Raw genomic sequence first — 25,533 nt, 5'->3', positions numbered from 1 at the left:
CGAACGAGCTCACGGTCATTGCGGAGGACCTCCTCAGTTTGGACTGACATCTGCGGTTGCCCAGCGCCGGCGGCAGGGCCTCGGAGGGGAACCCTCGCGAGAATTGTGTGGCCGATGATGTGTCATCGACGCCCGCTGACAGATCGAGGCAGCCCCGGACGAACACACGGAAATGCGGTGATCAACCCGCGCATCAGAGTTTGCTCAACCGTCGTCTTGACGGCTCTGCCGCCGGCCCTGCGCAATCGCTCCATCCTGCCGCGCCCGGCTTCTGCCCTGGGATCGCACACCCACGTCCAAGCTCATTGACAACGAACATCAGAATTCTCGATGCGCCCGGCGGTGCCGGAGTACTGGCGTTTGACGCCGGCCGACTTGTCACCCTTCTTGAGAAAGCCGGTCTCGTCGAGCACCAGCACGGCGTCAGGATCGCCCAGGTGCTCGACGACATAGGCGCGCAGATCATCGCGCACGGCATCGGCATCCCAGTGCATGCGGGACAGGAAATCCTGCACGCCATCGGGTGTCATGTCGCCGGCGGCTTCCGCCAGGTGCCAGCCGTTCTTGCGCTCGAGCGGCGAGAGCAGCCCTTGCAGATAGGCCCGGGCGCGGCGGCGTGGTTCGATGCGGCTGAACCGGGGAGCAATCCGGGCGACGAGATCATCCAACTGATCGGCCCAGCGGTGGGCCTCGCTTGCATGCGTCATGGCGCGACACCTCCGTGTCTAAGACAACGCACAAGGCCCGGCTGTAGTACTAAGTTGTTGTTTACTAGGATTTTGAGCGGATTGGTACAATCCTCTCCTGGGCACCTTTCCGTTAACTGCCGTTGACCCTTTGTGGCCGACGAATGTTGCGGGTTGATCGAGCGTGCGGCGCCAGGAGTAAAGTGTCTTCACGGTGGGCTGCCTCTCACCGGCCCAGCCCTCGATTAGAATATCGAACGAGACAGAGCCTCCATTGGATTGCGAGGGCTGAGGCAACTGGAAAACGATGGATAATGCGGTGCATCTGGATCAGATCCATAATGTCCACGAGCACAGCGCTGCAGCGTGCGTGAGGCGCTTTGCATGACGTGTCCCATCGCGCGCGCCAAGTGCAGGTGGCTCTCCTCATCCACGTTTAGGCTGTTTGCCTGAAGGCACTCGTCGGCAAGCTGAAGACAGTATTCCTGCATTTCCAGCCACTTATGCCACTCAGGTCCCCGGATCATGGCACCGACCGATCGACACTGGTTTTCAACATCTCCTCCTAGGAGGCTCCTTGAGCCACCTGCGGATGGGCATGCGAAGTCCCCAGCTTCTCACCAACACCGATGCTCCATTGGAAGGCACTCGGATTGCTCTCATAGCAGCTAGAGCATCGGACGGTTAAACGGACGCATATCCGGCAGCCTTAAGGTAGTTCCAGCACTCTTGTGGTTCGAACAGGTTGCAGATCTCACCGAGCGCTCGCCAGAGCGCGTCGAACGTTCGGGCCTCGGCCTTGCGCAAGTGCGCTTTGATCTTGGCAAAGGCCTGTTCAATTGGATTAAGATCAGGCGAATAAGCAGGTAAAAACAGGAACCAGGCTCCGCGTTGCTTCAGACACTGAGCGGCCTTCTCGCTCTTGTGGACAGCCAGGTTGTCGAGGATCACCACATCGCCTTTGCGCAGCGTCGGCGCGAGCTGCGTCTCAATGTAAGCCTCGAACGCCAACCGGGTGATCGGGCCATCGATGATCCACGGCGCGCACAACTCGTTGCACCGTAGCCCAGCCAGAAAGGTATGGGTTTTCCAGTGTCCAAAGGGAGCTTTCATGCGTAGGCGCTGGCCCCTGCGGCTCCGCCCGCGCAGGCGCGTCATCTTGGTGTTGACATACGTCTCGTCCAGGAACACCAGCCGGTGCGTCTCCTGGCGCATGCGCGGCTGGCGCTGGGCATGCCAGACCCGGCGCTCATCCCGCACATCGGCGCGTGCGCACTCCGCCGCCATCAGGCATTTTTTTATATGAGAAGCCGTGCCGGCACAGGAAGCGCGAGAGCATCGCGGGAGCCGCAACGATCCCATGCTCAGTCAGCAGCCTTGCGGCCAGCTCGGGCATGGTGATGGCCGGCTCGGCCTCGACCGTCTGGATCAAGAAGCTCTCATAGGGCACCAGCTTGCCGCGTCCGGGCGGACGGCCTTGCCGGGCCGGTGCCGGCGAGCCGAACCGCCGCTTCCGCTGCACCAGCTTGATGGCGAAACTCTCGCTGACGTCAAAGTGCTGGGCTGCCGCCCGGCAGGAATGACCTGCATCGACAAAGTCGGCGACGCGCACCCGCAGATCCAGGGAATAGCAATGACCCATAATCCACCTCCCAGTCCAGGCAGTGAATCACAGCTCGGCCTCGCACAGAAGCCAGGAGTCTCATTTCCGGTCCGAGGCTCTAACGATCTGGCCATAGAGCTGGCTGGCGAGGGTGTGGGCATCCTTCTCTGTGAGATCAACACGCTTGGCCGGTCGAGCATCCAGCGGCGTCCTTTCACGAAGCGCCTTCCAGTTCGCATCGAGCCCAGCGAGCGCAACAGCATGCAACCGCCTAGCCTCATGAGGATCAGTGGTTCGAAGGCTGAGCTTGATTTCACGCTTGCCGACGAGAGAGCGCGGATCTTCAGGGACGCGGCGGCGCAGTCAGTAGATGCCGCTGTTGAGAGTTTCCCAGGACGAGCCATAGCGGGGCATGTGTACCAATCGGGCGGTTTAAAACCCTTTCTAGGCAAGGGGCCTAGAGAAATGCTCAGCTTTTAGCAAGAATGGCGGAGAGGGGGAGATTCGAACTCCCGATACGGTTGCCCGTATGCCGCATTTCGAGTGCGGTGCATTCAACCACTCTGCCACCTCTCCGGGGTGCGAAGGCTTAAGGCCCGCTGGTTGAGGCGGGGTGGATATCATGGGCTTGGCGGCTCTTCAAGCGCCAAAAGCAAGCTTTTTGATTGACAAAGCCGGGGTGTTGCCCTTAGAGAGCCTCCTCTATGGGCGGACCATGTGTCCGCCCATATCCATGCGGCAGCCTCTCGCTGCCGTGAATCGAAGCCGGAAACTGCCAAAAAGCCAATCCGGTGGGGCTCGCCCCGCTGAGTTTTGGGTTTGAACACGAGGATCAAGATGTTCGCAGTGATCAAGACCGGCGGCAAGCAGTATCGCGTTGCCGCCAACGACGTCATCACCGTCGCCACGCTCGCAGGCGAGCCGGGCACCGCCGTCACGTTCGACCAGGTTCTCATGGTCACGAACGACGGTTCGACCCAGCTGGGCGCCCCCCTCGTCGAGGGCGTGACCGTGGCGGGCGAGGTGGTGGAGCACACCCGCGGCGAGAAGGTCATCGCCTTCAAGAAGCGCCGCCGCCAGAATTCGCGCCGCAAGCGCGGGCATCGCCAGGACTACACCGTGGTGCGGATCACCGAGATCCTCGCCGGTGGCGAAAAGCCCAAGAAGGCTGCGGCCAAGAAGACCACCAAGGCTGGGGCTGACGAAGCTGCGCCGGCCACCGCTGAATAAGCGTTCGGCAACTGACAGGAACACGGGAGTAACCCATGGCTCACAAAAAAGCAGGCGGTTCGTCTCGCAACGGTCGCGACTCCGCTGGCCGTCGTCTGGGCGTCAAGAGATTCGGTGATCAGCAGGTTGTCGCCGGCAACATCATTATTCGTCAGCGCGGCACCAAATGGCATGCCGGCGCGAATGTCGGCATGGGCAAAGACCACACCCTCTTTGCCACGGCCAATGGCCGAGTCCGATTTCTGACGCGTCAAGGCCGAGCCTTTGTATCGGTCGTACCGGCCCAAGAGGCCGCAGAGTAAACGGCGAGAGCGATACGAAGGAGCTCCCGCCGGCATCACACAGACCCGGCGGATGAAGAGCACCAGACAGGCCCCCTAAAGGCCAAGCTCCAATCCGAAATCGACAGGGGAGGTGGGATGTCCACCTCCCCTTCGTCATTTCTAGGGCCCAGGGAGGGCCCACGGATCGGAGCAAGACGATGTTTCCCGACCTCACCCGTGACGATGTTTTCCGCCTCGAGACTCGCCGCCTGTGGCTGCGCTGGGCCCGCCTCGCGGATACGCAAGCCATCGTACGCCTTGCCGGTGAGAAAGCGGTCGCGGAGATGACGGCGCGAATTCCGCATCCGTATCACCCGGACGATGCCGGCCGATTTATCTTCCAGTCCCGGCGGTCCAATGCGGACGGCCAGGGCCTGCAGCTCGCCATCACGCCGAAGGGGCGGCCGAACAGCCTGATCGGCATGGTCGGCATCGGCGCGGATCCCGATACTGGCAAGCCCAGCCTCGGCTACTGGCTCGGCACCCCGTACTGGGGCAAGGGCTATGCCACCGAGGCGGCCCGCGCGCTGATCGATGCCTTCTTCGCCTATGGCGAGGGGGACGAGCTCACCGCGAGCGCCCGGGTCATCAACCCAGCCTCCCGGCGGGTGCTGGAGAAGTGCGGCTTCGCCTATCAGGGCGCCGGCCTCGTCGAGCTGCCGGCCCGCGGAGGCCTCTATCCGGCCGACCATTTCCGCCTCGACCGGCGGGCCTGGGAGAGCCTGAAGAGCTGGGGCCATACCGGCCTCGTGCGCGAGCCGGTCTCCCTCGAGGTCGAGGTCGACCGCGAGATGTCCCTCGCCAGTTGAAAACGGCAAGCGCTCCCGAAAGACTTTTCGGGAGCGCTTCCTTCGTTTATCGCGTTGCTCCCGCACGACCATCGTCGACGGGAGCATTTTTTAACCGCAAGGCCGGATCCGCTTTTGCGAAAAATGCTCCAGTCCCGTAAAGGATGCGGGTTATGAAATTTCTCGACCAAGCCAAGATCTATATCCGTTCCGGCAATGGCGGCGGCGGCGCCATATCGTTCCGCCGGGAAAAGTTCATCGAGTTCGGCGGGCCTGACGGCGGCGACGGCGGCCGCGGCGGCGACGTGTGGGCGGAATGCGTCGAGGGGCTCAACACCCTCATCGACTACCGCTACCAGCAGCATTTCAAGGCCAAGACCGGCGGCCACGGCATGGGCAAGAACCGGCACGGCGCCAAGGGTGCCGACGCGGTGCTGAAAGTGCCCGCCGGCACCGAGATCCTGGATGAGGACGGCGAGACCGTCATCGCCGACATGACCCATGTGGGCCAGAAGGTGCTGCTGGCGAAAGGCGGCAATGGCGGCTTCGGCAATGCCTATTTCACCACCTCCACCAACCGCGCCCCGCGCCGGGCCAATCCCGGCCAGGAGGGCGAGGAGCACACGCTGATCCTGCGCCTCAAGCTGATTGCGGATGCGGGACTCGTCGGGTTGCCCAACGCGGGCAAGTCGACGTTTCTCGCCACCGTCACGGCGGCGAAGCCGAAGATCGCCGATTACCCCTTCACCACGCTCCATCCGGGCCTCGGCGTCGTGCGCGCCTATTCGCGCGAATTCGTGCTGGCGGATATTCCCGGCTTGATCGAGGGAGCCTCCGAGGGCGTCGGCCTCGGCGACCGTTTCTTGAGCCACGTGGAGCGCTGCCGGGTGCTGCTGCATCTGGTCGAGGGCACCAGCGAGGATGCGGGCGACGCGTACAGGACCGTGCGCCACGAGATCGAGGCCTATGGCCACGGGCTTGCGGACAAGACCGAGATCGTCGCCCTCTCGAAGGCCGATGCCCTCGATGAGGACACGTTGAAGGACCAGTTGAAGAAGCTGAAAAAGGCCTGCGGACGGAAGCCTTATGTGGTTTCCTCCGCCTCCGGACAGGGCGTGCAGGAGGTGCTGCAGGCCCTCCTTGCCGTGATCGATCAGGTCAAGGCCAAGGACGAGCCCGTCGACTCCCAGGAAGAGTGGCATCCGTGAGCCCGCATATCGGCCAGTTCCGCCGCGTCGTCCTGAAGGTCGGCTCCGCGCTTCTCGTCGACCGCGCCCGCGGGCGCCTGAACCATGCCTGGCTTGCGGCGCTTGCCGAGGACATCGCCGATCTGCATGCCAAGGGGGCCGACGTTCTCGTCGTGTCATCCGGCGCCATCGCCATGGGACGCACGGTGCTGGGGCTCCCCTCCGGATCTTTGCGGCTCGAGGAAAGTCAGGCAGCGGCTGCCGTGGGGCAGATCGCGCTCGCGCGCATTTGGTCCGAGGTGCTGGCGCATCACGGCATCACCGCCGGGCAGATCCTGGTGACGCTCGCGGATACCGAGCAGCGCCGGCGCTATCTCAATGCGCGGGCGACGACGTTGAAGCTCCTCGAGATGCGCGCCGTGCCTGTGGTCAACGAAAACGATACGGTCGCGACCTCCGAGATCCGCTACGGCGACAACGACCGGCTGGCGGCGCGCGTCGCCACCATGATCGGCGCCGATCTCTTAGTGTTGTTCTCCGATATCGACGGGCTCTATACGGCGCCGCCGGCCCTCGATCCGAAGGCCGAGCATATTCCGGTGGTCGAGCGCATCACGCCTTCCATCGAGGCCATGGCGGGTGGCGCTGCCTCCGAGCTGTCGCGGGGCGGCATGCGCACCAAGATCGAGGCCGGCAAGATCGCCACCTCCGGCGGCACGCATATGGTCATCGCCGACGGACGCGCGAAGAACCCGCTCAAGCGAGTGGCCGAGGGCGGGCGCTGCACCTGGTTCCTGACGCCGTCCAATCCCGCAACCGCGCGCAAGACCTGGATCGCAGGCGCACTGGAGCCCCGCGGCACGCTCTTCGTGGACGAGGGCGCGGCGCGCGCCCTTCAGGGCGGAGCAAGCCTGCTGCCTGTGGGCGTGCGGCGGATCGAAGGGGCGTTTCATCGCGGCGACGCGGTGACGATCCGCAGCGACAGCCGTGTGCTCGGTCGGGGCCTCGTGGCCTACGACGCGGATGAAGCCGCGCGCATCATCGGCCGTCCGAGCCGCGAGATCGAAGGCATTCTCGGCTATCCCGGACGCACCGAGATGATTCACCGGGACGACATGGCATTGGCCGGAGCCTAGCGCATCGTGCGGAAAACCTGGTCCACTTTTCGCTGACGCGGCCCTCTGGGTCCGCACGATGCGCCAGGCAAGAGAAGACGCATCGGATGAATCCCAAAAGTGGAATCCACTTTTGGGATTCATCCGATGCTTTAAGGGAGCAGGCGAAGGATGGATGCCCTGAAGGTGATCGAAGGCGGCGATGTCAACACGCTGATGGCCGATCTCGGCCGCCGCGCTCGCATTGCAGCGCAGCGCGTGGCGCTCGCGAGCGCCGAGGAGAAGAACGCCGCTCTGCGCGCCATGGCCATCTGCATCCGGGCGCATGAGCGGGCGATCCTGGCTGCCAACGCCGAGGACCTGGCGGATGCGCGGGACAAGGGGCAGAGCGGCGCGTTTATCGATCGCCTCGTTCTGAACCCTGAGCGCCTCGAAGCCATTGCCGAGGCCGTCGAGAGCGTTGCCGAGCTGCCCGATCCGGTCGGCCGCATGCTCGCCAAGTTCGAGCGGCCGAATGGCCTGAAGATCGAGCGTGTGGCGACGCCGCTCGGTGTCATCGGGGTGATCTTCGAGAGCCGCCCCAACGTGACGGCGGATGCGGGCGCGCTCTGTCTCAAAGCCGGCAATGCCGCCATCCTGCGCGCCGGCTCCGAGAGCTTCCGTACCTCGCTCGCTATCGCGGAGGCGATGAGGGAGGGTCTCGAGCAGACGGGCTTCCCAGCGGACGCGATCAGCCTCGTGCCGACCCGCGACCGGGCGGCGGTAGGGGCGATGCTCTCAGGTCTTCAGGGCAGCATCGACGTGATCGTGCCGCGAGGTGGAAAAAGCCTCGTGGCCCGCGTGCAGGAAGAGGCGAGGGTACCGGTCTTCGCGCATCTCGAAGGGCTCAATCATGTCTACGTGCATGGCAAGGCCGATCTCGAGATGGCGAAGGCCATCGTGCTGAACGCCAAGATGCGTCGTACGGGCGTCTGCGGCTCGGCCGAGACGCTGCTCGTGGACAACGCCTGTTCTGGTACGCATCTGAAACCTCTTGTCACCGCCCTGCTCGATGCCGCTTGCGCCGTGCGCGGCGACGAGGCGGTCCAGGCTGCCGATCCGCGCGTGACCGCGGCGACGGAGGAGGATTGGCGCACCGAATATCTCGACGCCATCATTTCGGTTCGTGTTGTCGAGGGCCTGGACGAGGCCATCGCGCATATCGAATCGTATGGCTCGCATCATACGGATTCCATCGTCACCGAGGATGAGGCGGCCGCCGAGCGCTTCCTGGCCCAGGTGGATTCGGCCATCGTGCTCCATAACGCCTCGACCCAGTTCGCCGATGGCGGCGAGTTCGGCTTCGGCGCCGAGATCGGCATCGCCACGGGGCGCATGCATGCAAGGGGGCCGGTCGGCGTGGAGCAGCTCACCTCCTTCAAGTACCGCATCCGCGGCTCGGGCCAGACGCGTCCGTGAAGCCTGTCTCGTCCCGCTTCCGCATCGGACCCTCCGGTCTGACCCGCCTGCCGCGGGTGGCGCCGGGCATGCGGATCGGCCTTTACGGAGGCTCCTTCAACCCGCCCCATGCCGGGCACCGCCATGTGAGCCTCATGGCTCTCAAGCGGCTCGGGCTCGACCGGGTCTGGTGGATCGTCACCCCGGGCAATCCCCTGAAGGATTCGGAGGAACTCGCCGCGATGGCGATGCGTGTGCGGGACGCGAGACAGGTTTCCGACGATCCCCGAATCGATGTGACCGCGTTCGAGCAGGATATCGGGGCCCGCTACACGGTCGATACGCTGGCCTACCTCAAGCGGCGCTTCCCGGATGTCCGCTTCGTCTGGATCATGGGGGCGGACAACTTGGCGGGCTTCCACCGCTGGCGGAGCTGGCAGCGCATCGCCGGGATGATGCCGATGGCCGTCTTCGACCGGCCCGGCTGGACCCTGAAGGCGGTCCGCTCGAAAAGCGCCATCGCCCTGTCCCGCAGCCGGATCCGGGAAGCCGATGCCCGTGCCCTGCCGAGCCTCGCGCCGCCCGCCTGGGTGTTCCTGCATGGGCCTCGCTCCCATCTCTCCTCCACGCAGCTGCGCCGGTTGCGACGAACTTCTGCTACAGGAAGACATTGAAAATCGGGGCCTTCCCGCATTATCTTAAGGATCGGCACCCTTAAGTGCCGTTGAGAAAGGGTCTGAACCTGAACCGACTATCCTCTGCCGAAGCGGGCATGAAGCCGCTTCCTCCTCTCTCCGGAGCGACTGCTCCGGCTGGTGAGGACATCCGGACCGTCGTCCTGGCCTCCATCGAGGACATGAAGGCCGAAAACACGGTTGAGATCGACCTGGCCGGAAAAACCTCCCTTGCAGACACCATGATCGTCACCTCAGGCCGCTCCGACCGTCACGTCGGCGCGATCGCCGAGCGCGTGATCAAGGATCTCAAGGACAAGGGATTCGGCAATGCGCGCGTCGAAGGCCTGCCGGCCTGCGACTGGGTGCTGATCGATGCCGGCGACGTGCTGATCCATGTCTTCCGTCCCGAGGTTCGCGGCTTCTACAACCTCGAGAAGATGTGGGGCGCCGACCGCCCTCAGGACCGCGCGAGCTGAATCGTGATCCGGGCAGGCGGGAACCGGTTGCCCGAATAAGATCATGCGGCGTTGAACTGAAGAGGCCAGGATCGTGCGACTGAGCTTGCTGGCCGTGGGCCGTCTCAAGAGCGGCCCCGAGCGGGAGCTGGTCGAGCGATACAGGCAGCGTGTCGAAGGCATGGGCCGGGCCTTAGGCCTGGCCGGGTTCGACATCGTCGAATTGCCGGAGAGCCGGGCGCGCCGGGAAGACGATCGACGGTCTGAAGAAGCCACGGCCCTGCTTGAGAGAGCGGGTTCGTCCGTTCTGATCGTGTTCGACGAGCGCGGAAAAAGTCCCTCGAGCGAAGCCTTCGCCGAAAAAATCAGGCAATGGCGCGATGGGGGCCGCACAGGGCTTGCCTGCGTGATCGGCGGGCCGGACGGCCTCGATCCCAAGCTGCGCCAGCGCGCCGATCTCGTCGTTTCCTTCGGAGCGCTCACTATGCCGCACCAGATCGTGCGCGCGCTCGTGGCCGAGCAGGTCTATAGGGCCCTGACAATCATAGCCGGACACCCTTATCATCGCGCCGGCCACGATGATTCCTGACGGATGATCCGCTTCAAACTCTCGTTTTCCCGCAAGGTCATTGGCCTTGCCGCATGGATGGTTGCCGCTTCCCTGGGTCCCGTTGGAGCCCAGCAGCAGACGCCTGCGCCCGTGGCGCCTTCCCCGCAGGGCGAAACGGCCGAGCAGAAGGCGCGGCGGGAGCAGGACCTGAAGGTCCTGGAAGAGGCGATCTCCGCCAATGCCGAGGCGCGCCGGCGCCTCGAAGCCGAGGTCGAATCCGTCAAGGCGGACCGGGCCAAGCTCAATGCGGCCCTGATCGAAACCGCCGAGCGGGTGCGCGGCACGGAGGATCGCATCCAGGGGCTGGAGCAACGCCTGCAGACCCTCGGCGCCAGCGAGACGGCCATTCGCCGCTCCCTGCAGAGCCGGCGCGGGGTCATCGTCGAGGTCTTTGCCGCACTCCAGCGCATGGGCCGCCGCCCGCCGCCTGCGGTGCTGGTCCGGCCGGAGGATATGCTGGAGGCGGTCCGCGCCTCGATCATGCTCGGCGCCGTTCTGCCGGAACTGCGCAGCGAGGCCGAGGTTCTGGCGACGGATCTGGGCGAGCTCGTGCGCCTGAAGGCGGCGATCGCGACGGACCGCACCACCCTCAACGCCGAGCTGGCCGGCCTCAACCGGGAGCAGGTGCGCCTTGCAGCCCTCATGGAGGCGCGGCAAAGCCGTATTGCCGAGGTCGAGCGCAATGTGGGCGCCGAGCGGCAGAAAGCCGAGGACCTCGCCCGGCAGGCCGGCACGCTCAAGGAGCTGATCGACCGCATGGAGGCGGAGATCACCGGCGCGCAGCGCGCGGCCGAGGAGGCCCGCAAGGCCGCCGAGGCACAGCAGCGCGAGACCCGCGAGAAATTCGCCCAGCTGGCCTTCCGGGATCCCGCCCGCCTGGCGCCAAAGATCCCCTTCGCGGAGGCGCGCGGGCTGCTGCCGCGTCCCGTCAGCGGCGATATGAGTCTGGAATTCGGCGCTCCAGACGGGTATGGCGGAACGACGCGTGGCATTTCGATCACGACGCGGCAGAAAGCGAGCGTGGTATCACCGGCGGATGGATGGGTCGCCTTTGCGGGCCCCTTCCGCTCTTATGGTCGACTCTTGATCATCAATGCCGGTGGGGGATACTATATTCTCCTGGCCGGTATGGACCAAATCAACGTCGATGTCGGGCAGTTCGTGCTCGCGGGCGAACCCGTTGCGACCATGGGAGAGGCTCCTCTCATGAGTTTGATCGGCGCCGCCATAGAAAAGAACAATCCCGTCCTCTATGTTGAGTTCAGGAAAGATGGCGGTTCAATCGATCCAGGTCCCTGGTGGGCAAAATCGCAAAGCGAAAAGGTTCGCGGATAATGCGCAAACTATCCCTTTTGATTCTCGGTGCGGCCATCGGCGCTGGCGGCGCGACCATGGTGTCGCAGACTAGCCTTCTGTCGGGCATGAGCGCAGTTGCCGCCTCGGCTGATACGTACCGGCAGCTGAGCCTTTTCGGCGACGTTTTTGAAAAGGTCCGAACGGATTACGTCGAGAAGCCCGAAGAGGCCAAGCTCGTCGAGTCGGCCATCAACGGCATGCTGACCTCCCTCGATCCGCATTCGAGCTACATGGATGCCAAGAGCTTCCGCGACATGCAGGTGCAGACCCGCGGCGAGTTCGGCGGCCTCGGCATCGAAGTGACGATGGAAGACGGCCTGGTCAAGGTCGTCACCCCGATCGACGAGACGCCCGCCTCCCGTGCCGGCATCCTCGCCAACGACGTCATCACCCATATCAACGACGAGGCCGTCCAGGGACTCAACCTGAACCAGGCCGTCGACAAGATGCGCGGCCCGGTCAATTCCTCGGTCACCCTCAAGATCCAGCGCAAGGAAGCCAAGGATCCCGTGGTGGTCAAGCTGACCCGCGAGACCATCAAGGTGCGTCCGGTGCGGGCCCGCGTCGAGGGCGACGTCGGCGTCCTCCGCGTGACCCAGTTCAACGAGCAGACTTTCGAGGGCCTGCGCGCCGGCATCGACAAGCTCACCACCGATATCGGCGCCGACAAGGTGTCGGGCTTCGTCATCGACCTGCGCAACAACCCGGGCGGCCTGCTCGATCAGGCGATCATGGTCTCCGATGCGTTCCTCGACCGCGGCGAGATCGTCTCGACCCGCAGCCGTAACGCGGAAGACACCCAGCGCTTCAGCGCCAAGGCCGGCGACCTCACCAAGGGCAAGCCGCTGGTGGTGCTCGTCAACGGCGGTTCGGCCTCGGCCTCCGAGATCGTGGCCGGTGCCCTCCAGGACCACAAGCGCGCGACGGTTCTCGGAACCCGCTCCTTCGGCAAGGGCTCCGTGCAGACCATCATTCCGCTCGGCGGCAACGGAGCCGTGCGTCTGACGACGGCGCGCTACTACACGCCGTCCGGCCGCTCGATCCAGGCCAAGGGCATCGATCCGGATATCGAGGTGCTGCAGGAAATCCCCGACGAGCTGAAGGGCAAGGACGAGACCAAGGGCGAGGCCGGTCTGCGCGGCCACCTGCAGAACGGCGGCGACAAGGAAGAGCGCGGCGGTTCTTCTGCCTACGTTCCGCCGGATCCGACCAAGGACAAGCAGCTCCTGGCCGCCTACGATCTGCTGCATGGCGTTCGCAAGGGCGCGGCCAACGCGACCACAGCGCCCAACTGATCGCGGCTCGGTCCGCATTCAGGAAACAAAGCTGCAAATGAGCCCGATGGGATGCCCCCGTCGGGCTCATTTCCTATTCAGGCGTCCACAACCGAACGGAAAGGCTTGTGCACGGGCGGGTGAACCGGCACTCTTCTCACCTGTTTCGGAACCTTGCGTCAGCGACGGCACTATCAAGAACCGACCGCACGCGGTTTCCATGATCGAGGGAGTGAGCATCGGATGAGGAGCGCAAGAGGATCACAGGCCAGAAAGGATCTGCCCTATCGCTCCTGTGTCGGTGTGATGCTGATCAACAAGAACGGTCTGGTCTTCATCGGAAGGCGGCATACCGAATCCGATGCGACCTCGGACGGCTATGCCTGGCAGATGCCGCAGGGCGGCATCGACCCGGGCGAAGAGCCTTATCAGGCAGCGTTGCGCGAACTTTACGAGGAAACCAGCGTGCGCTCCGTCAGTCTGCTGGCCGAAGCTCCCGAATGGTACGCCTACGACTTGCCGTCCATGGTGGCCGGACGGGCCTGGCGCGGACGCTATCGCGGTCAGAACCAGAAATGGTTCGCCTTCCGCTTCGAGGGCGATGACAGCGAGATCAACATCCATCGCCCCGGCGGAGGCGGTCATCGCCCGGAATTCGACGAGTGGCGATGGGAGGAGATGCACCAGCTGCCGGAGCTCATCATCCCCTTCAAGCGACCGGTCTATGAGAAGGTTGTCGTGGATTTCTCACCCTTCTCCTCCCGGAGCCTGCAGACGCAAGCCAATTCGTGATCGAGCCCGTCAAGCTGCAAGTCTTACGCTTGTGCTTGCGATGCGCATCGGCGCAGGTCGGCCTCCGGCATAGACGCGCGAACGCCCGCAGCCAATCTGCTGCGGGCGAGTCAGGAAGCGTTTGAATGTCGGTGGCAGGGCCCCGATGCGGCGCGGTTCACGCCTTACGCGGCATAGGGAAATGCGAAAAATTTCGTCTCGGAAGTGTTGTGCTGGCGATGCTCCTCGAGCAATTCGAGCGCCGCGTGCGCATACAGACGAAACTCTTCCCTGATGATGTCGGGTTCGCGATCCCAAAGCTGGGCATCATCCTCGGTGTCATAGAGAGCACGGGCAACGAATTCGAGTTCGGCTTCCATCACAAGCCCCTCCTTAGCGGCTTCGAAGGTAATCGATGAATTGTGCCGAAAGTCCCCCAAAGCGCGTTATTCGCGCTGCCCCAATCGTAAATCCGAAACCCGTCTTATTCGGCCGCGGCCATTTGTTAGGAACGGACCGGAGTGCGCAAGGCGGAAAACGGGTTACCCCTAAAGGGGCCAAGCGCCAGAACGAGAGGCAAGGATATCCGAGATTTTGAAGAAGGCGCTGGGGAAAGCGGTCGGGCTGCTAGGGAGGCCGAAGGACCGCCGAACAGCCGGTTCGCCGACAGGCGAGGGCGTCTCTCTCCGCACATTGGCGTTCGAACACGAAACGACAATGGTGCCCCTGGCCGGGATCGAACCAGCACTCCTTGCGGAACTCGATTTTGAGTTTTGTGCGAGAAGTTTCCGGGGATTTCCTATCGTTTCCTGTTGTATCCTTAACCCTCTGAAAGCATTGTATATCTATAGCGCCACGTTTCCGGGCGTTTCCTGATGTTTGCAATTCGGTGCCGACATGGTGCCGACATGAAGCGGGTAAGAGCTCTATGCCGAGGATCACGAAACGCCTTGTTGATGGGCTGGGCCCGGATGATGTCGGGCGCATCGTCCGTGACGACGAATTGACTGGGTTTGCGGTGCGCCTGAATGCCGATGGTTCAAAAACCTATCTGGTAGAGTATCGGGCGGGGCGGGGGAGGGGCTTCCCCACTCGCCGGCTGTCAATCGGCCGCCATGGCGCCCTCACTCCGGAGCAGGCCCGGCAACAGGCCAAGAAGACCCTTGCTCAGGTTGCCCATGGTGAGGATCCAGCTGGTTACCGGGTAGCGAGGGCGAAAGATCCGACAGTTAAGGACATTCTCCTCACGGCTCTCGAGCAGCACTGGAAGCCCAAGCGCAAGGCCAGCACGGCCAAGGCATTTGAGGAGATGATCAACCGAACCCTCATCCCTGAATTCGGATCGACCCGGCTTCCTGATCTGACCCGCGCGCAAATTCGCGCTTGGCACTCAAAGCAAACTCACCGCCCTCGCCAGGCAAACCTGGACCTCGCCATCCTGAGGAAGGCCCTCAACCTTGCCATTGGCGATGACCTGTTGACGGAAAATCCTGCGCGCGGGATCTCCTCGCATCCCGAGCGCAGCCGCGACCGGGTGCCAACAGACAAGGAACTCCGCGCTGTCTGGAAGGCTATCGACGAAGCCCCGATCCGGCTGAGTGCCCGCCTCCTCTTCAAGGTCCTGCCCTTGACCGGGTGCCGACGTGGAGAATGGCAATCGGCTCATTGGTCGGATGTTGATTTCGATGCGGGCGTTCTTCGCTTAAGAGCTGAGAATGCGAAGGCAGGCGCCAGGACAGTGCCGTTGCCCGGACCCGTTATTGCCCTTTTGCAGATGGCTCCGAAGCACAGCCTATGGGTGGCTCCAAACGATAGCGGTGATGGTCCTCTCACTAACTCCAATATTCGAGACGCCTGGGCGGCTGTACTGACTGCAGCGAAGGTGAAGGACCTTCATCTGCACGATCTCCGGCATGCCTTTGCCACCCGGGGCGCGGCACTTGGGGCCAACGCTCTCATTCTTCGTGATGCCCTTGGACATAAAACCCTCGCTATGACCGGGCGTTACGTTTCGCGGCAGGCCGACCCCGTTCGGGAGTTGTCAGAACGTATTGCTCGATCCCTTTTGACCTCCGCCGGTGCCACTGACGAGCGATTAGAAGAGCGGGTACTACCGCTGAGGAATGGTGGAGCATCCGAGCAATAGACCCGCTTCGGCTGGTTTTGAGGCGTGCTTAAGTAAGGCCTCAGTCTGACCCACATACGCAAGCCTCAGGACTGACGCTCCAATACTTACGGAAACTATGCCTTAGATTTCGCCGAGACGCGAGCCTTCGCGGATTTTGGCGCCGATTGGTACTGCTGCACCTCGTGCATGAAATCCTTAGCGGGTTGAACTGAGCAGGCCATCTGAAAGGCCTTTGCAACAGCCTGCTCGACAATGACCGCAAGATCCGAGGCGTCGGGGCCGGCGCTCTTGAGCTTTTCGAGCTCCGCCTGCAACTCCATGATCTGAACCTGAAGCTGCGAGTTCTCCTCTATCGTCTCCATAACCGAGGAGACCATCTGATCGTGATCAAAGGATCGCTCTAGCCTGAGCTCCAGTTCCTGTGTGAGCGACCGCCCAGATTCCGAGGCGGCCCTCTCCAGTTTCTCCCTTAGATCCGTCGTTGCTCGGAAACTCATGGGGTGACGCACCCCTTCTCTCTCAGCTGCTTTACGTACCGCCATCTTCTTAATCCCCAACTCTGTAGTTAAATATGCATACAGGGCATTGACGTGCAAGCCCGTCCGCCTGATATATTTCTGTAGTTAAATTCAACTACGGAGTACGATCGATGGACGAAGATCTAATGCGAGCCCTCCGAGAAGACCGCGGCGTCAAGGCTACGGCGCTTGCCAAAGCGCTCGGCCTGTCTCGTGTCGGGATTTATGAGGCTGTGAAACGGGGAGAGATCCAAGCAACGCGCATCGGTCGCCGTATCGTAATCCCGGCGCATGTTGCGCGCCGCCTGCTCGGCATCGAGATGGAGGCCGCGTAAAGATGTCCCAAACAAGCGAAACATATTTTCGTAAGAAGCTGTCTACACTTGAAGCGGCAGCTTATCTCGGTCTCGGCAAATCCACCCTCGATAAACTGCGACTGACTGGCGGAGGGCCCGCCTACAGCCAACTTGGGAAGCGGGTAGTTTATGACCCGTCCGACCTCGAAGCATGGTTTGCGCAGCACAAGCGCAGCAACACTTCCCAAAACACTGCGGCTGCCGCGTGAACCCTCCCCCCAAACGAAAAAGCCCCGAGCGCTGGGACCGGCAAGTCTGCGCAGGGGGCTCTCAGGAAGTCACTCGATATGACTATATCTAGCACAGAGCGCCGTGTGCGCAAATCAGTTCCGACCAACCCCGAACTCTTCATCTGGGCTGAAAGTAATTCCCCCTCAATCTGCCCAGTCATTCGCGCGATCATGCGCCGGGCTCGGGTATCTGCCGCAGTTGCTACCGTCATTGCGGAGCTCTCCGGCTTTGGCGGGGATGCTGCCCATGGCTGAAATCACTCCCGCTCGCATGTCTGGCACCTTCGACGCATCGAACAACCTTCTCCCGCGCGATGTGGAGGCCTTTGTTCGCAGTGGCGTTGCTCCTGATACCCTCGCAGGCCCTGTGCCGGTCCGCGCCGGCTATGTGGTCTTCGATGCGCTCGGCTTCGAGTTCGATCACCACACCAACACGGAGGCCGGCGTTCGCGCCTACCTCTTCCTCATTCTAGATCATCAGGGCGTTGCTCGCGATGTAGTGGCATGGGCTCCGAAGCGGAAACTGCTTGCCACCTGGCTGGGCCGTGCTTGGGCGCTTGGTGAGGAATGCGCCTTCTCCACACGCCTGACAGAGCATCGCGCTCTTCCGGTCTGGCGTTCTCCGATCAACTGGCTACGGGCTGGGCGTAAAGGCGTCTGCCTCGTTCGGCCTGAGGCGGCAGCTCATTACCTCTGCGATGCCGGCCCCTTCCTTGCAGAAGATGCAGCTCATGGCGCGGAGATCAAGCAGCTCCTCACGCGTCCGGCTCCCTGCATCGTCCTCCCCGCTACCCCGATCAAGAAGGCCGCGTAAATGGCTGATACTCTCGCCTCTGGTTACATCGAACTCACTGACGATCTGATTGATGCTCTGCCCGATGATGACTGCAAGGCCGATAGCGTCTTCTTGCCCGAGGGCTACATTCTCAACTCCAGGGGCTTGTTTCATGGCGGCGATGGGGACAAGCCGCCTCAGAGGCTTTCTGGCCCCTTCACAGTTCTCGGACTTGCACGCGATCAAAGCGGCGACGGTTGGTCGATCGCTCTCGAGTGGAAAGACCGTGATGGCGTCGTACATCGCCACTATGTCGCTCTCGCGGATCTGATCGGAGACGGCAACGAAGCGATTAAGCCGCTGGTTGCGGGAGGGCTGAAGCTCTCTCCCCATGCCGATCGCCTCAAGAAGTTCAAGGCCGCCCTCTCCCAGCTGGATTGCCGGGACCGGGTGCGCTTGGTTCGCCGCAGTGGCTGGCATGGTGACGTCTTCGTGCTCCCCCATGCGACCATGGGCAGAACCTCAGGTGAGAATGTGGTCTATGACGGTCGCGCTGATGCCGCCCGGTACGCCGAGAGCGGGAGTCTCGAGGACTGGATCGAGAATGTTGCTCGACCTGCTTCCGGCAACTCTCGCCTTATCCTCCCCATCTGCCTCGCCTTTGCTGGCCCAATTGCCGATCTGCTTTCTGATGAGGGTGGCGGCGTCCATCTCGTTGGCGCCTCGTCTCTCGGCAAGAGCACGGCCCTGATGGTGGCAGGCAGCGTGTGGGGAGGCGGCGGCCGGGGCGGCTTCACTCAGACGTGGAGAGCGACCGGCAATTTCCTGGAGTCGGTCGCACGTGCTCACTCCGGTACTGCGCTGATCCTAGATGAGCTGGGCGAGCTCGACGCCAAGGAAGCAGGTGCTACAGCCTACCTGCTGACGAATGGCCAGGGTAAGGGCCGGGCTACCCGAGACGCTGAGAGCCGAGCCCGCGCTGAATGGCGGATCATGCTGCTGTCGTCCGGTGAAGTTGGTCTTGGCGACAAGATTGCTGAAGGTGGCAAGCGAGCGAAGGCAGGACAACTCGTTCGCTTGGTCGATGTGCCGGCAGATGCAGGCAAAGGCAAGGGTCTCTTTGAGGATACCAAGCAGCACACGCCCGAGGCATTCTCCAAGGCGATGAAGGCTGCCGCCATGCAGTTCTTTGGCACGGCAGGCCCGATGTTCGCAGCCTACCTTGCGGACGATCCGGATACGGTGGCGCGCGTGGCCCGCGAGCGCATCAACACGATCCAGAAGAAGCTTTTGGAGGGATACGACGGGAACGGCGGTCAGGCTAACCGCGTGGCTCACCGCTTCGCCCTGATCGCATCTGCTGGAGAGTTGGCCGCCGCAGCCCTTGGCCTTCCGTGGAGGCAGGGCGAGGCAGAGCGCGCCGCGGCTGTGTGCTTCGAGGCTTGGCGCTCCACTCTAGGCGGCGATGGTCCTGGCGAACTGGTGGCGGCCATGGATGCGATCCGCGCGGCTGTAGAGAAGCATGGCGAGAGCCGGTTCCGCAATCTCAACGGGTTCACCCCGGAAGCCCCGACGAATGGGCAGGGCGTGCGGGATCTCATCGGCTATCGCTTCGATCATGACGGCGATCTGTACTGGGGCTTCACCACAACCGGGTGGAAGGAAACCCTTGCGGGGATCGCAGACCCCAAGAGTGTCGCGGTGATGCTGTTTGATCGCGGATCCCTGCTCACCACACCATCGGACAAAGCCTATCGCTTTATCCGCAAGATCGATGGGCGCACCGTCGGCACGTATGCCGTGCGCGCCTCGGCTCTCGGCTGTTGAGGGAGGGGAGGATGCAAGCCAACCGCACCCCCAATATCGAGGCCTTCAGGGCCTTCCTGAAATCCGGTCTACCTGAACCACAGCGTGTAACCGGTGTAACCTCTGTAACCTCAACAACATCAGACACTTCGCGGTTACAAACTCTTGTAACCCTTGTAACCGATGAGCCGACCAAGGAAGAGGAAAGGCGCGCACACCTCCTTGAGAGAGAAGCGTTCTCAGCCATAGAAGGAGGGGTTCATCCCACCTTCGTGGCCGGGTTCGCCAAGCTCCAGATGAGCCCGCCGGAGGTCAAGAGCGAGGCCGAATGGCATCAGGCGATCAACGATGCGGGCCTCTTCCTCGACGCCTTCGGGGCGAAGGCCGCAGCCTTCGGATGGTCGCCGGATGATGTGTTCTCGGGCCATGGATTGGCCTGGGCTCTGAAGGGCGCAACCGTCACGGCCATCACGACCACCGGTGCCAGCCTGTCGGATGGCCGCTCCTTCGATCTGTTCGGATCGGAGCAGCAATGACTGGCAATCCTCAAGGCCTCATCCCCTTCATCCAGGCCAGCCGGCTCATCGGGTCAGGCTCCAATCATCAGAGGTGATCATATGAGAGATCTGGAACAGGCAGCGGAAGCGCATGCCGAGAAAACAGCACAGGCCTCGAATCCGGTTACAGAGACCAAAGCACCGCGCAAGCCTGCCAGAGCCCTCACGACACGAGCGACGGCAAAGACCGAATTGCGCGAGCCCTCCGATCGGGAAAGGCACGAGGGACGGGAAGCAGGCAAGCGTCTCCTCACCCGGCGCAAGCGGCCGGAGGTTGGCCCCTTCAAACCGGAGAGCAAGAGCATTCAGCCCGCTCATAGCGAAGAGGGAATTTGGCGGGCTCACCTGCATGACGCCTTTGGGTCAACGTCTCATGATTTCGTAACGCGTGGATTGTCGAACCTCACCACAGCCATGCAGAGGAAAGGGCAGTCGGATCCGACACAGGGGCTCAATGCCGGCCTTGCTGTGTTGGGAGGCCTTCAGCCCGAGAATGAGATTGAGGCCATGCTGGCGATGCAGATGGCCGCAACCCATGAAGCAGCCATGGACATGCTGGCCACGGCCCGAGCCAGCACCATGCTCCCGACCTTGGGAACGTGCGGCAATCTCGCGGTGAAGCTGCTCCGGGCCTACACCCAGCAGGCGGAGGCCTTGGCGAAGCTCCGCAGAGGCGGCGAACAGACCGTCAGAGTCGAGCACGTTCATGTTCATCCCGGTGCCCAAGCCATCGTTGGCAATGTCCAGCATGGGGGTGGGGGATCACAGCAAAATGGAAATCAGCCCCATGCACCCATCGATCCGAAAGCTCTTGCCTTTGCTCCAGGCCCCCCGCTGTGGAGCGAGGACGAGGGCCGGGACCTTGTGCCAGTCGCCAGCCGTGAATGGGAAGACTAGGTGCAGGATGCATGGAGGAGCGATTGGCAGCGGGAATGCGCGAGGGACGAGAAACAGCAATTACAGGCACGGGGCCTTTACCTGCGAGGAGATCAAGAAGCGGAAGAGCGTGCGGGCAGTTCTGCAGAGCGCTCGTGAGGGTTTGACTCCTCGGTAGTCCTGGGTTTTCGGAGCAGTGCGCGCAAGGCAGCAAGCACCACGGAACACAGTTGCCGGTTACAGAGGTTACAAGCGCTTGTAACCGTTAAGTAATTGATATTATTAGCGTTACAACGGTTACAACAGTTACACGCCCAAAACAGTGTGCAGGAGTAAAACGTGGCGGGAGTTTTTGGCCGGATCGTCTCACAAGGTGTCTCCAGTATTCGCGTGGCTGCTGGGCGGTCTTGGATGGTTGGTTTTACTGCATAGTCGGTGCAGCGTCCCATAAGCCGCGCTGAGCACTCTCCGAACACTTCAAGACGCGTTCCATAAAGGCACCTTCCGCGAAATTCGCTATTTTGATTTTGAAGCTGGAGGACAGCGAGGATGACATGGCCCAGATCCTGGCCGATGCTTGGGCTGGCCATCCCTGAGAGGAGATAGCGCCCATGAGAACCCTGACAGCCTTCAAGCTCGTTCGCATGGTTCAGGGCGAGCACCGCACCGAAGCCGAGTTCGAGGGAACCGGAGCCGAAGGGGGACAGGAGATCACCCTGATCCTGAACAACATCGATGCCCAGGATGTCGATCTGCAGGTCGGCGAGCGCTACACGCTGGATGTCCAGCGGTTCTACCCTGAGGAGAGGATTAGCGCCGTGCCTGAGAATTAGCGTCATGAAGTCAGCCTGCGACTCCGCCATGGCAGGGCCTGGGGCAATCGGTCGTCCCCTTGAGTCTCAGACCCAGCCCCTCGGGGCCTTTTTATCGCCGGTGCCTAGCCAGGCGCACGATTCCGAACAGATCCCGCTCGATCATCAGTGAATAGAAGCGCCGGATGCCCTGCTCCGGGTCGATCCGGTGCAGCACCAGATGGTGCTTGATCGGGGATCGGAGGTCGTCAGGCACGATAAGCGGGCGGCAGCGGCCGCCAACCGACAATGTGCTGGTCGAAGTAGGCGTGGGTGCCGTAGGGTGCCCCGAAGACGCGCCAGTAGCTCCTGCCTGTCATGTCGTCAGTCTCCCACACCCCGACCGTTACTGGATACGTGGGAGGTGCCTCTGCATCCTCGATCCAGAGGATCATGCGTGTTTCGCGTGATCGTGAGCAGCGATTTCGCGGCACCGTGAGCAACGATTTCAGAGGATCGTGAGCACCTTTTCGGAGGTGCCGGGAGCTTCGGCCGACAACTCAACCGGCTACGGGTGCCTCGTTCAACCCACGAGGAGGCCCGATGCCAACCCAGAGATTGTCGATGCGCCGGATCCGAGAAGTACTTCGTTTAAGACATGTCCAAGGCCTGACCGAGCGCGTCATCGCGCGCACGCTGGGGATCAGCAATGGCGTCGTTCATGGCTACCTGCGCCGCGCCCGTCTGGCAGGGCTGAGCTGGCCGCTGCCGGACGGGCTCGATGACGACGCGCTCGAACTCCTGCTGTTTCCGGCACCATCCTCGGCTCAGACCGATCGGCGCCCGGTCCCCGACTGGGTTTATGTCGAGAAGGAGCTGCGCCGGCGTGGCGTGACGCGCGTGCTGCTCTGGGAGGAATATCGCGCCGCCCATCCCGATGGCTTCGGCTACACCTGGTTCTGCACCACCTACGAGGCCTGGAAGGGGCGCGTTCGCCCAACAATGCGCCAGACCCACAGGGGCGGCGAGAAGGTGTTTGTCGATTTTGCCGGCGACACCATCGACGTCTTCGATCCGCTGACCGGCCAAGCCCATCCCATGAAGCTGTTCGTCGCCGCCATGGGCGCCTCCAACTACACCTATGCCGAGGCCTGCGCGAGCGAGAGCCTGCCGGACTGGATTGCCGTGCACGCCAACCTGTTTGCCTTCCTGGGCGGGGTTCCGAAGTTCGTGATCTGCGACAACCTCAAGGCGGCGGTGACCAATCCCGACCGCTACGATCCCGGCCTCAACCGCACCTATGCCGAGATGGCCGGCCATTACGGCACCGCCATTCTCGCGGCGCGGCCGAGACGCCCGAAGGATAAGGCCAAAGTTGAGGTCGCGGTCCAAATCGCCCAGCGCTGGATCCTGGCCCGGCTGCGCAACCATCGCTTCTTCGCGCTCGCCGAGCTCAATCGCGCCATTCGCAGCCTGGTCGTCGAACTCAACGCCCGCCAGATGCGCGGCTTCGGCTCCAGCCGGGCCGAACTCTTTGCCGAGATCGACCGGCCCCGGCTGGGAGCGCTGCCAGACGAGCCCTACGTCTTCGCCCGCTGGAAGCGCTGCCGCGTCGCGCCGGACTACCATGTCGAGGTCGACGGCCACTGGTACTCCGTGCCCTACCGCCTGATCCGGGAACTCGTCGACGTGCGCCTTGCCGGTGCGACGGTCGAGATCTTCCACAAGGGCCAGCGGGTCGCCAGCCATGCCCGGGCGCCGAACCGGCGCGGCCACACCACCGTTGCCGAGCATATGCCGAGCGCCCATCGCCGCCACGGCCAGTGGACCCCACGAGGCCTGATCGCCGCCGGTGAACGGATTGGGCCCTCCGTCGCGGCTTTCTTCGAGGCGGTGATCGCCGACCGTCCACATCCCGAGCAGGGCTTCCGCACCTGCCTCGGCATCCTGTCGCTGGCCAGGAGCTATGGCGACACCCGCGTCGAGGCCGCCTGCCGGCGCGGCCTCCTCATCAAGGCACGCTCCGTCGCCTCGATCCGGTCGATTCTCAAGAATGGCCTCGACCGCGCCGTCGTTGACGAGACGCCCGACCACGAACCCCTGCGCCACGGCAACATCCGCGGCCAGGGTTACTTCCACTGAACCCAGGAGACCCAACCGATGCTGACCCATCCCACCCATGAGCGCCTGATCGCGCTTGGCCTGACCGGCATGGCCAAAGCCTTCGAGGAGCAGCGACGATTGCCCGATCTCGACGCTCTGTCCTTTGAGGAGCGCATCGGGCTGTTGGTCGACCGCGAAGCGGCCGAGCGCGACACCAAGCGTCTCACCGCGCGGCTCAAGTTCGCGGCGCTGCGCCAGAACGCCTGCGTCGAGGACGTCGATTGGCGAACCCCGCGCGGCATCGATCGCGCGGTCTTTGCCCGGCTGGTTGTTGGCGACTGGATCGACCGGCATGAGAATGTGCTGATTACAGGGGCGGCCGGCCTCGGCAAGAGCTGGATCGCCTGCGCGCTCGGCCACAAGGCCTGCCGGGATAACCGCTCGGTGCTCTACCACCGCGTGCCGCGCCTGTTCGAGGCATTGGCGCTCGCGCGCGGCGACGGGCGCTATGGCCGCCTGCTCAAGGCCCTCGGTCGCGTACAGGTGCTGATCCTCGATGATTGGGGCTTGTCAGTGCTCACCGGGTCCGAGCGGCGCGATCTCCTGGAAATCCTCGACGATCGTCACGGCCGCTCATCGACCATCGTCACGAGCCAGGTTCCCGTGGACGCATGGCATGACCTGATTGGGGATCCCACTCTTGGAGACGCAATCTTGGATCGTCTTGTTCACAATGCCCACCGCCTTCAACTCGCCGGAGAAAGCATGAGAAAGCAGAACGCCAGAGCCCGCCCTCTTGACGGCGACCAAATCTCCTGACTCCATCACCCCATCGGTCGACGCGACCGCTCATGATCGCGTGAAATGCCTGCTCACGATCCCACGAAATGAGCGCTCACGATCCGCGAGATGCGCAGATCACGGGCCTACCATTCCGCGGTGCCAGTCTGACCGGATACCAGTCCTGCATGGCGGCTCTTTCCCGATTCAAGGCTTTGGCTCTGCCCTGCTCTTGCCCGTCTCGGCCTTGCCGACTGCCTCTGTTTCCAGCGCGTGAACCCGGGCCTCAATCCACCCGCTCATCTTGTCAACGAACTCCATGGCGCAAGCCCTTAGCCCCTCATCAGCCTCATAGGTCTCCAGGAAGGCTTGCCGCACCTTCTCAACTTCAGCCTGGATGTAGGCGGGGCGGTGATCAGGGGGCACGGTGACCGCCCGCTCGGCGATCTTGGTAACGATCTTCTCGATCCGCGCTGCTTGCTGCTCCCGATTCATCTTCGCCTCCCGTCCTGGCGCTGCCGATCCTGCTAAGCGCCCCCGGCTTTGCCGATAGCCCTTCTCAGGTTCTCCAATGCTGCTTCAAGTTTTGGGTCTGGCACATAGGTCTTTGGCGGAAGGCCGCTTATCTTTCTGATCTCCTCCATAGGCACAGTGGATGTGGCCCGAAGCTTAGGTGCCATTGATTGGCTTGCATAGGAACATGCCATTCCGGGAGGCGTTCCCTAACGGGCCCAACTTAGCAATTCAGTAGGCCGTATGCCCTGGGCCACCTCAACCGGAGACAAATCCATGAGCAAACTCACGGCAGTGATGGCCTCTACCTTCCTGGCTGCTTCGTCTGCATGGGCGCAGACCCCAGCCCCCACCACCCCGGCACCTGGCACTACTCCTGCCTCCCCACCCGCAGCAGGTGGCGGTATTGCGGATTACTGGTGGCTCATTGTGCTCGCCATCATCGTCGCCGCTGCTGTCTGGTACTTCTCGCGGAGTCGCAACCGCAATCAATTGTAGGAAGCCCATCCGGTAGCCCGACAGTCGTGGAACGGCTTCATGGGCGCCAGCGTTGATGAGCAGACGTGTTGTTGCTCATGACCGTCCCCG

General features: G+C 62.9%; 29 protein-coding genes, 1 tRNA gene and 2 pseudogenes. 24 read left to right on the top strand and 8 right to left on the bottom strand.

Annotation, left to right across the window (positions count from 1 at the left end):
* Nucleotides 1-314: 314 nt before the first annotated feature.
* The 4 genes and pseudogenes from BB934_RS09885 to BB934_RS09870 form a co-directional block, all read right to left on the bottom strand.
* Nucleotides 315-707, bottom strand: a pseudogene (locus tag BB934_RS09885) (IS701 family transposase); the annotation flags it as partial.
* A 663-nt stretch (nucleotides 708-1,370) separates the two neighbouring features.
* Nucleotides 1,371-2,328 (bottom strand): annotated as a pseudogene (locus BB934_RS09880) (IS630 family transposase).
* Between the two features lie 60 nt (nucleotides 2,329-2,388).
* Nucleotides 2,389-2,601 (bottom strand): DUF6538 domain-containing protein, encoded by a 213-nt coding sequence (locus tag BB934_RS50885; protein WP_418294749.1) that lies wholly within the window; start codon nucleotides 2,599-2,601, stop codon nucleotides 2,389-2,391.
* 174 nt (nucleotides 2,602-2,775) lie between these two features.
* Nucleotides 2,776-2,865: transfer RNA gene (locus tag BB934_RS09870), tRNA-Ser, on the bottom strand.
* Between the two features lie 261 nt (nucleotides 2,866-3,126).
* On the opposite strand from BB934_RS09870, the gene rplU reads away from it, so the two are divergent.
* The 12 genes from rplU to BB934_RS09810 all read left to right on the top strand — a co-directional run bounded on the left by rplU (nucleotide 3,127) and on the right by BB934_RS09810 (nucleotide 13,533).
* On the top strand, nucleotides 3,127-3,519 hold the full coding sequence (gene rplU, locus BB934_RS09865) for a 50S ribosomal protein L21 (RefSeq protein WP_099509473.1): 393 nt from the start codon (nucleotides 3,127-3,129) through the stop codon (nucleotides 3,517-3,519).
* A 35-nt stretch (nucleotides 3,520-3,554) separates the two neighbouring features.
* Nucleotides 3,555-3,821, top strand: coding sequence for a 50S ribosomal protein L27 (gene rpmA / locus BB934_RS09860; RefSeq protein WP_036355650.1), 267 nt, complete (start codon nucleotides 3,555-3,557; stop codon nucleotides 3,819-3,821).
* A 179-nt stretch (nucleotides 3,822-4,000) separates the two neighbouring features.
* Nucleotides 4,001-4,651 (top strand): GNAT family N-acetyltransferase, encoded by a 651-nt coding sequence (locus tag BB934_RS09855; RefSeq protein WP_099509472.1) that lies wholly within the window; start codon nucleotides 4,001-4,003, stop codon nucleotides 4,649-4,651.
* Nucleotides 4,652-4,803: 152 nt separating this feature from the next.
* Nucleotides 4,804-5,838: a GTPase ObgE gene (obgE, locus tag BB934_RS09850; protein WP_099509471.1), complete on the top strand. Its 1,035-nt coding sequence runs from the start codon at nucleotides 4,804-4,806 to the stop codon at nucleotides 5,836-5,838.
* On the top strand, nucleotides 5,835-6,953 hold the full coding sequence (proB, locus tag BB934_RS09845) for a glutamate 5-kinase (RefSeq protein ID WP_099509470.1): 1,119 nt from the start codon (nucleotides 5,835-5,837) through the stop codon (nucleotides 6,951-6,953). The genes obgE and proB overlap by 4 nt, the downstream gene beginning before the upstream one ends.
* 150 nt (nucleotides 6,954-7,103) lie before the next feature.
* Complete coding sequence (locus BB934_RS09840) at nucleotides 7,104-8,390, top strand: glutamate-5-semialdehyde dehydrogenase (protein ID WP_099509469.1); 1,287 nt, start codon at nucleotides 7,104-7,106, stop codon at nucleotides 8,388-8,390.
* Nucleotides 8,387-9,043, top strand: a complete 657-nt coding sequence (locus BB934_RS09835; RefSeq protein ID WP_099509468.1) for a nicotinate-nucleotide adenylyltransferase — start codon at nucleotides 8,387-8,389, stop codon at nucleotides 9,041-9,043. Before BB934_RS09840 ends, BB934_RS09835 begins: the two co-directional genes overlap by 4 nt.
* Before the next feature lie 182 nt (nucleotides 9,044-9,225).
* Nucleotides 9,226-9,522 (top strand): ribosome silencing factor, encoded by a 297-nt coding sequence (gene rsfS, locus BB934_RS09830; protein WP_036355921.1) that lies wholly within the window; start codon nucleotides 9,226-9,228, stop codon nucleotides 9,520-9,522.
* A gap of 73 nt (nucleotides 9,523-9,595) precedes the next feature.
* Nucleotides 9,596-10,090: a 23S rRNA (pseudouridine(1915)-N(3))-methyltransferase RlmH gene (gene rlmH, locus BB934_RS09825; protein WP_099509466.1), complete on the top strand. Its 495-nt coding sequence runs from the start codon at nucleotides 9,596-9,598 to the stop codon at nucleotides 10,088-10,090.
* A gap of 3 nt (nucleotides 10,091-10,093) precedes the next feature.
* The gene (locus BB934_RS09820) at nucleotides 10,094-11,446 is read left to right on the top strand and encodes a murein hydrolase activator EnvC family protein (protein WP_099509465.1); all 1,353 of its coding nucleotides are present in this window, start codon (nucleotides 10,094-10,096) and stop codon (nucleotides 11,444-11,446) included.
* The gene (locus BB934_RS09815; RefSeq protein WP_099509464.1) at nucleotides 11,446-12,762 is read left to right on the top strand and encodes a S41 family peptidase; all 1,317 of its coding nucleotides are present in this window, start codon (nucleotides 11,446-11,448) and stop codon (nucleotides 12,760-12,762) included. Before BB934_RS09820 ends, BB934_RS09815 begins: the two co-directional genes overlap by 1 nt.
* A gap of 222 nt (nucleotides 12,763-12,984) precedes the next feature.
* Nucleotides 12,985-13,533, top strand: coding sequence for an RNA pyrophosphohydrolase (locus BB934_RS09810; protein WP_099509463.1), 549 nt, complete (start codon nucleotides 12,985-12,987; stop codon nucleotides 13,531-13,533).
* A gap of 164 nt (nucleotides 13,534-13,697) precedes the next feature.
* Here the strand turns inward: BB934_RS09810 and BB934_RS09805 are convergent, their stop codons facing one another.
* A complete protein-coding gene (locus BB934_RS09805; RefSeq protein WP_099509462.1) occupies nucleotides 13,698-13,892 on the bottom strand; it encodes a hypothetical protein in 195 nt (64 codons plus the stop codon).
* A gap of 548 nt (nucleotides 13,893-14,440) precedes the next feature.
* Here BB934_RS09805 and BB934_RS09800 point away from each other — a divergent pair.
* Nucleotides 14,441-15,658 (top strand): tyrosine-type recombinase/integrase, encoded by a 1,218-nt coding sequence (locus BB934_RS09800; protein ID WP_099509461.1) that lies wholly within the window; start codon nucleotides 14,441-14,443, stop codon nucleotides 15,656-15,658.
* 95 nt (nucleotides 15,659-15,753) lie between these two features.
* On the opposite strand, the gene BB934_RS09795 is transcribed toward BB934_RS09800, so the two are convergent.
* On the bottom strand, nucleotides 15,754-16,236 hold the full coding sequence (locus BB934_RS09795; RefSeq protein WP_157934111.1) for a TraY domain-containing protein: 483 nt from the start codon (nucleotides 16,234-16,236) through the stop codon (nucleotides 15,754-15,756).
* 53 nt (nucleotides 16,237-16,289) lie between these two features.
* Here BB934_RS09795 and BB934_RS09790 point away from each other — a divergent pair, with 53 nt between their 5' ends.
* The 8 genes from BB934_RS09790 to BB934_RS09755 all read left to right on the top strand — a co-directional run bounded on the left by BB934_RS09790 (nucleotide 16,290) and on the right by BB934_RS09755 (nucleotide 21,591).
* A complete protein-coding gene (locus BB934_RS09790; RefSeq protein WP_237050235.1) occupies nucleotides 16,290-16,493 on the top strand; it encodes a helix-turn-helix domain-containing protein in 204 nt (67 codons plus the stop codon).
* A gap of 2 nt (nucleotides 16,494-16,495) precedes the next feature.
* Nucleotides 16,496-16,723 (top strand): helix-turn-helix transcriptional regulator, encoded by a 228-nt coding sequence (locus BB934_RS09785; protein WP_099509458.1) that lies wholly within the window; start codon nucleotides 16,496-16,498, stop codon nucleotides 16,721-16,723.
* A 268-nt stretch (nucleotides 16,724-16,991) separates the two neighbouring features.
* Nucleotides 16,992-17,558 carry a hypothetical protein gene (locus tag BB934_RS09780; protein WP_099509457.1) on the top strand — a complete coding sequence of 189 codons (567 nt, stop codon included), beginning with the start codon at nucleotides 16,992-16,994 and terminating at the stop codon, nucleotides 17,556-17,558.
* The gene (locus BB934_RS09775) at nucleotides 17,559-19,346 is read left to right on the top strand and encodes a DUF927 domain-containing protein (RefSeq protein ID WP_099509456.1); all 1,788 of its coding nucleotides are present in this window, start codon (nucleotides 17,559-17,561) and stop codon (nucleotides 19,344-19,346) included. It abuts the gene before it with no gap.
* 251 nt (nucleotides 19,347-19,597) lie between these two features.
* Nucleotides 19,598-19,861, top strand: coding sequence for a hypothetical protein (locus tag BB934_RS09770; protein WP_099509455.1), 264 nt, complete (start codon nucleotides 19,598-19,600; stop codon nucleotides 19,859-19,861).
* 81 nt (nucleotides 19,862-19,942) lie between these two features.
* Nucleotides 19,943-20,779 carry a hypothetical protein gene (locus BB934_RS46995; protein ID WP_157934110.1) on the top strand — a complete coding sequence of 279 codons (837 nt, stop codon included), beginning with the start codon at nucleotides 19,943-19,945 and terminating at the stop codon, nucleotides 20,777-20,779.
* Nucleotides 20,670-20,936, top strand: a complete 267-nt coding sequence (locus tag BB934_RS50450; RefSeq protein ID WP_099512719.1) for an HGGxSTG domain-containing protein — start codon at nucleotides 20,670-20,672, stop codon at nucleotides 20,934-20,936. Before BB934_RS46995 ends, BB934_RS50450 begins: the two co-directional genes overlap by 110 nt.
* Nucleotides 20,937-21,369: 433 nt before the next feature.
* Nucleotides 21,370-21,591, top strand: a complete 222-nt coding sequence (locus tag BB934_RS09755) for a hypothetical protein (RefSeq protein WP_099509453.1) — start codon at nucleotides 21,370-21,372, stop codon at nucleotides 21,589-21,591.
* A gap of 91 nt (nucleotides 21,592-21,682) precedes the next feature.
* Here BB934_RS09755 and BB934_RS09750 read toward each other — a convergent pair whose 3' ends face one another.
* Entirely contained in the window at nucleotides 21,683-21,826 is a 144-nt protein-coding gene (locus BB934_RS09750; protein ID WP_237050234.1) for a hypothetical protein, read from the bottom strand.
* 326 nt (nucleotides 21,827-22,152) lie between these two features.
* On the opposite strand from BB934_RS09750, the gene istA reads away from it, so the two are divergent.
* Together istA and istB are read left to right on the top strand one after the other, a co-directional pair.
* Nucleotides 22,153-23,691, top strand: coding sequence for an IS21 family transposase (gene istA, locus BB934_RS09740; protein WP_099509451.1), 1,539 nt, complete (start codon nucleotides 22,153-22,155; stop codon nucleotides 23,689-23,691).
* Between the two features lie 18 nt (nucleotides 23,692-23,709).
* Nucleotides 23,710-24,471 (top strand): IS21-like element helper ATPase IstB, encoded by a 762-nt coding sequence (istB, locus tag BB934_RS09735; RefSeq protein WP_099509450.1) that lies wholly within the window; start codon nucleotides 23,710-23,712, stop codon nucleotides 24,469-24,471.
* 168 nt (nucleotides 24,472-24,639) lie between these two features.
* Here istB and BB934_RS09730 read toward each other — a convergent pair whose 3' ends face one another.
* A complete protein-coding gene (locus BB934_RS09730; protein ID WP_099509449.1) occupies nucleotides 24,640-24,927 on the bottom strand; it encodes a hypothetical protein in 288 nt (95 codons plus the stop codon).
* Nucleotides 24,928-25,221: 294 nt separating this feature from the next.
* Between BB934_RS09730 and BB934_RS46990 the strand changes: the two genes are divergently transcribed.
* Nucleotides 25,222-25,443 (top strand): hypothetical protein, encoded by a 222-nt coding sequence (locus BB934_RS46990; protein WP_157934109.1) that lies wholly within the window; start codon nucleotides 25,222-25,224, stop codon nucleotides 25,441-25,443.
* Nucleotides 25,444-25,533: the final 90 nt, after the last annotated feature.

This window comes from Microvirga ossetica (genome assembly GCF_002741015.1).
Lineage (GTDB): Bacteria > Pseudomonadota > Alphaproteobacteria > Rhizobiales > Beijerinckiaceae > Microvirga > Microvirga ossetica.
Note: the sequence above shows the minus strand (reverse complement) of the source record. Positions and strands in the feature narration are given on the sequence as shown.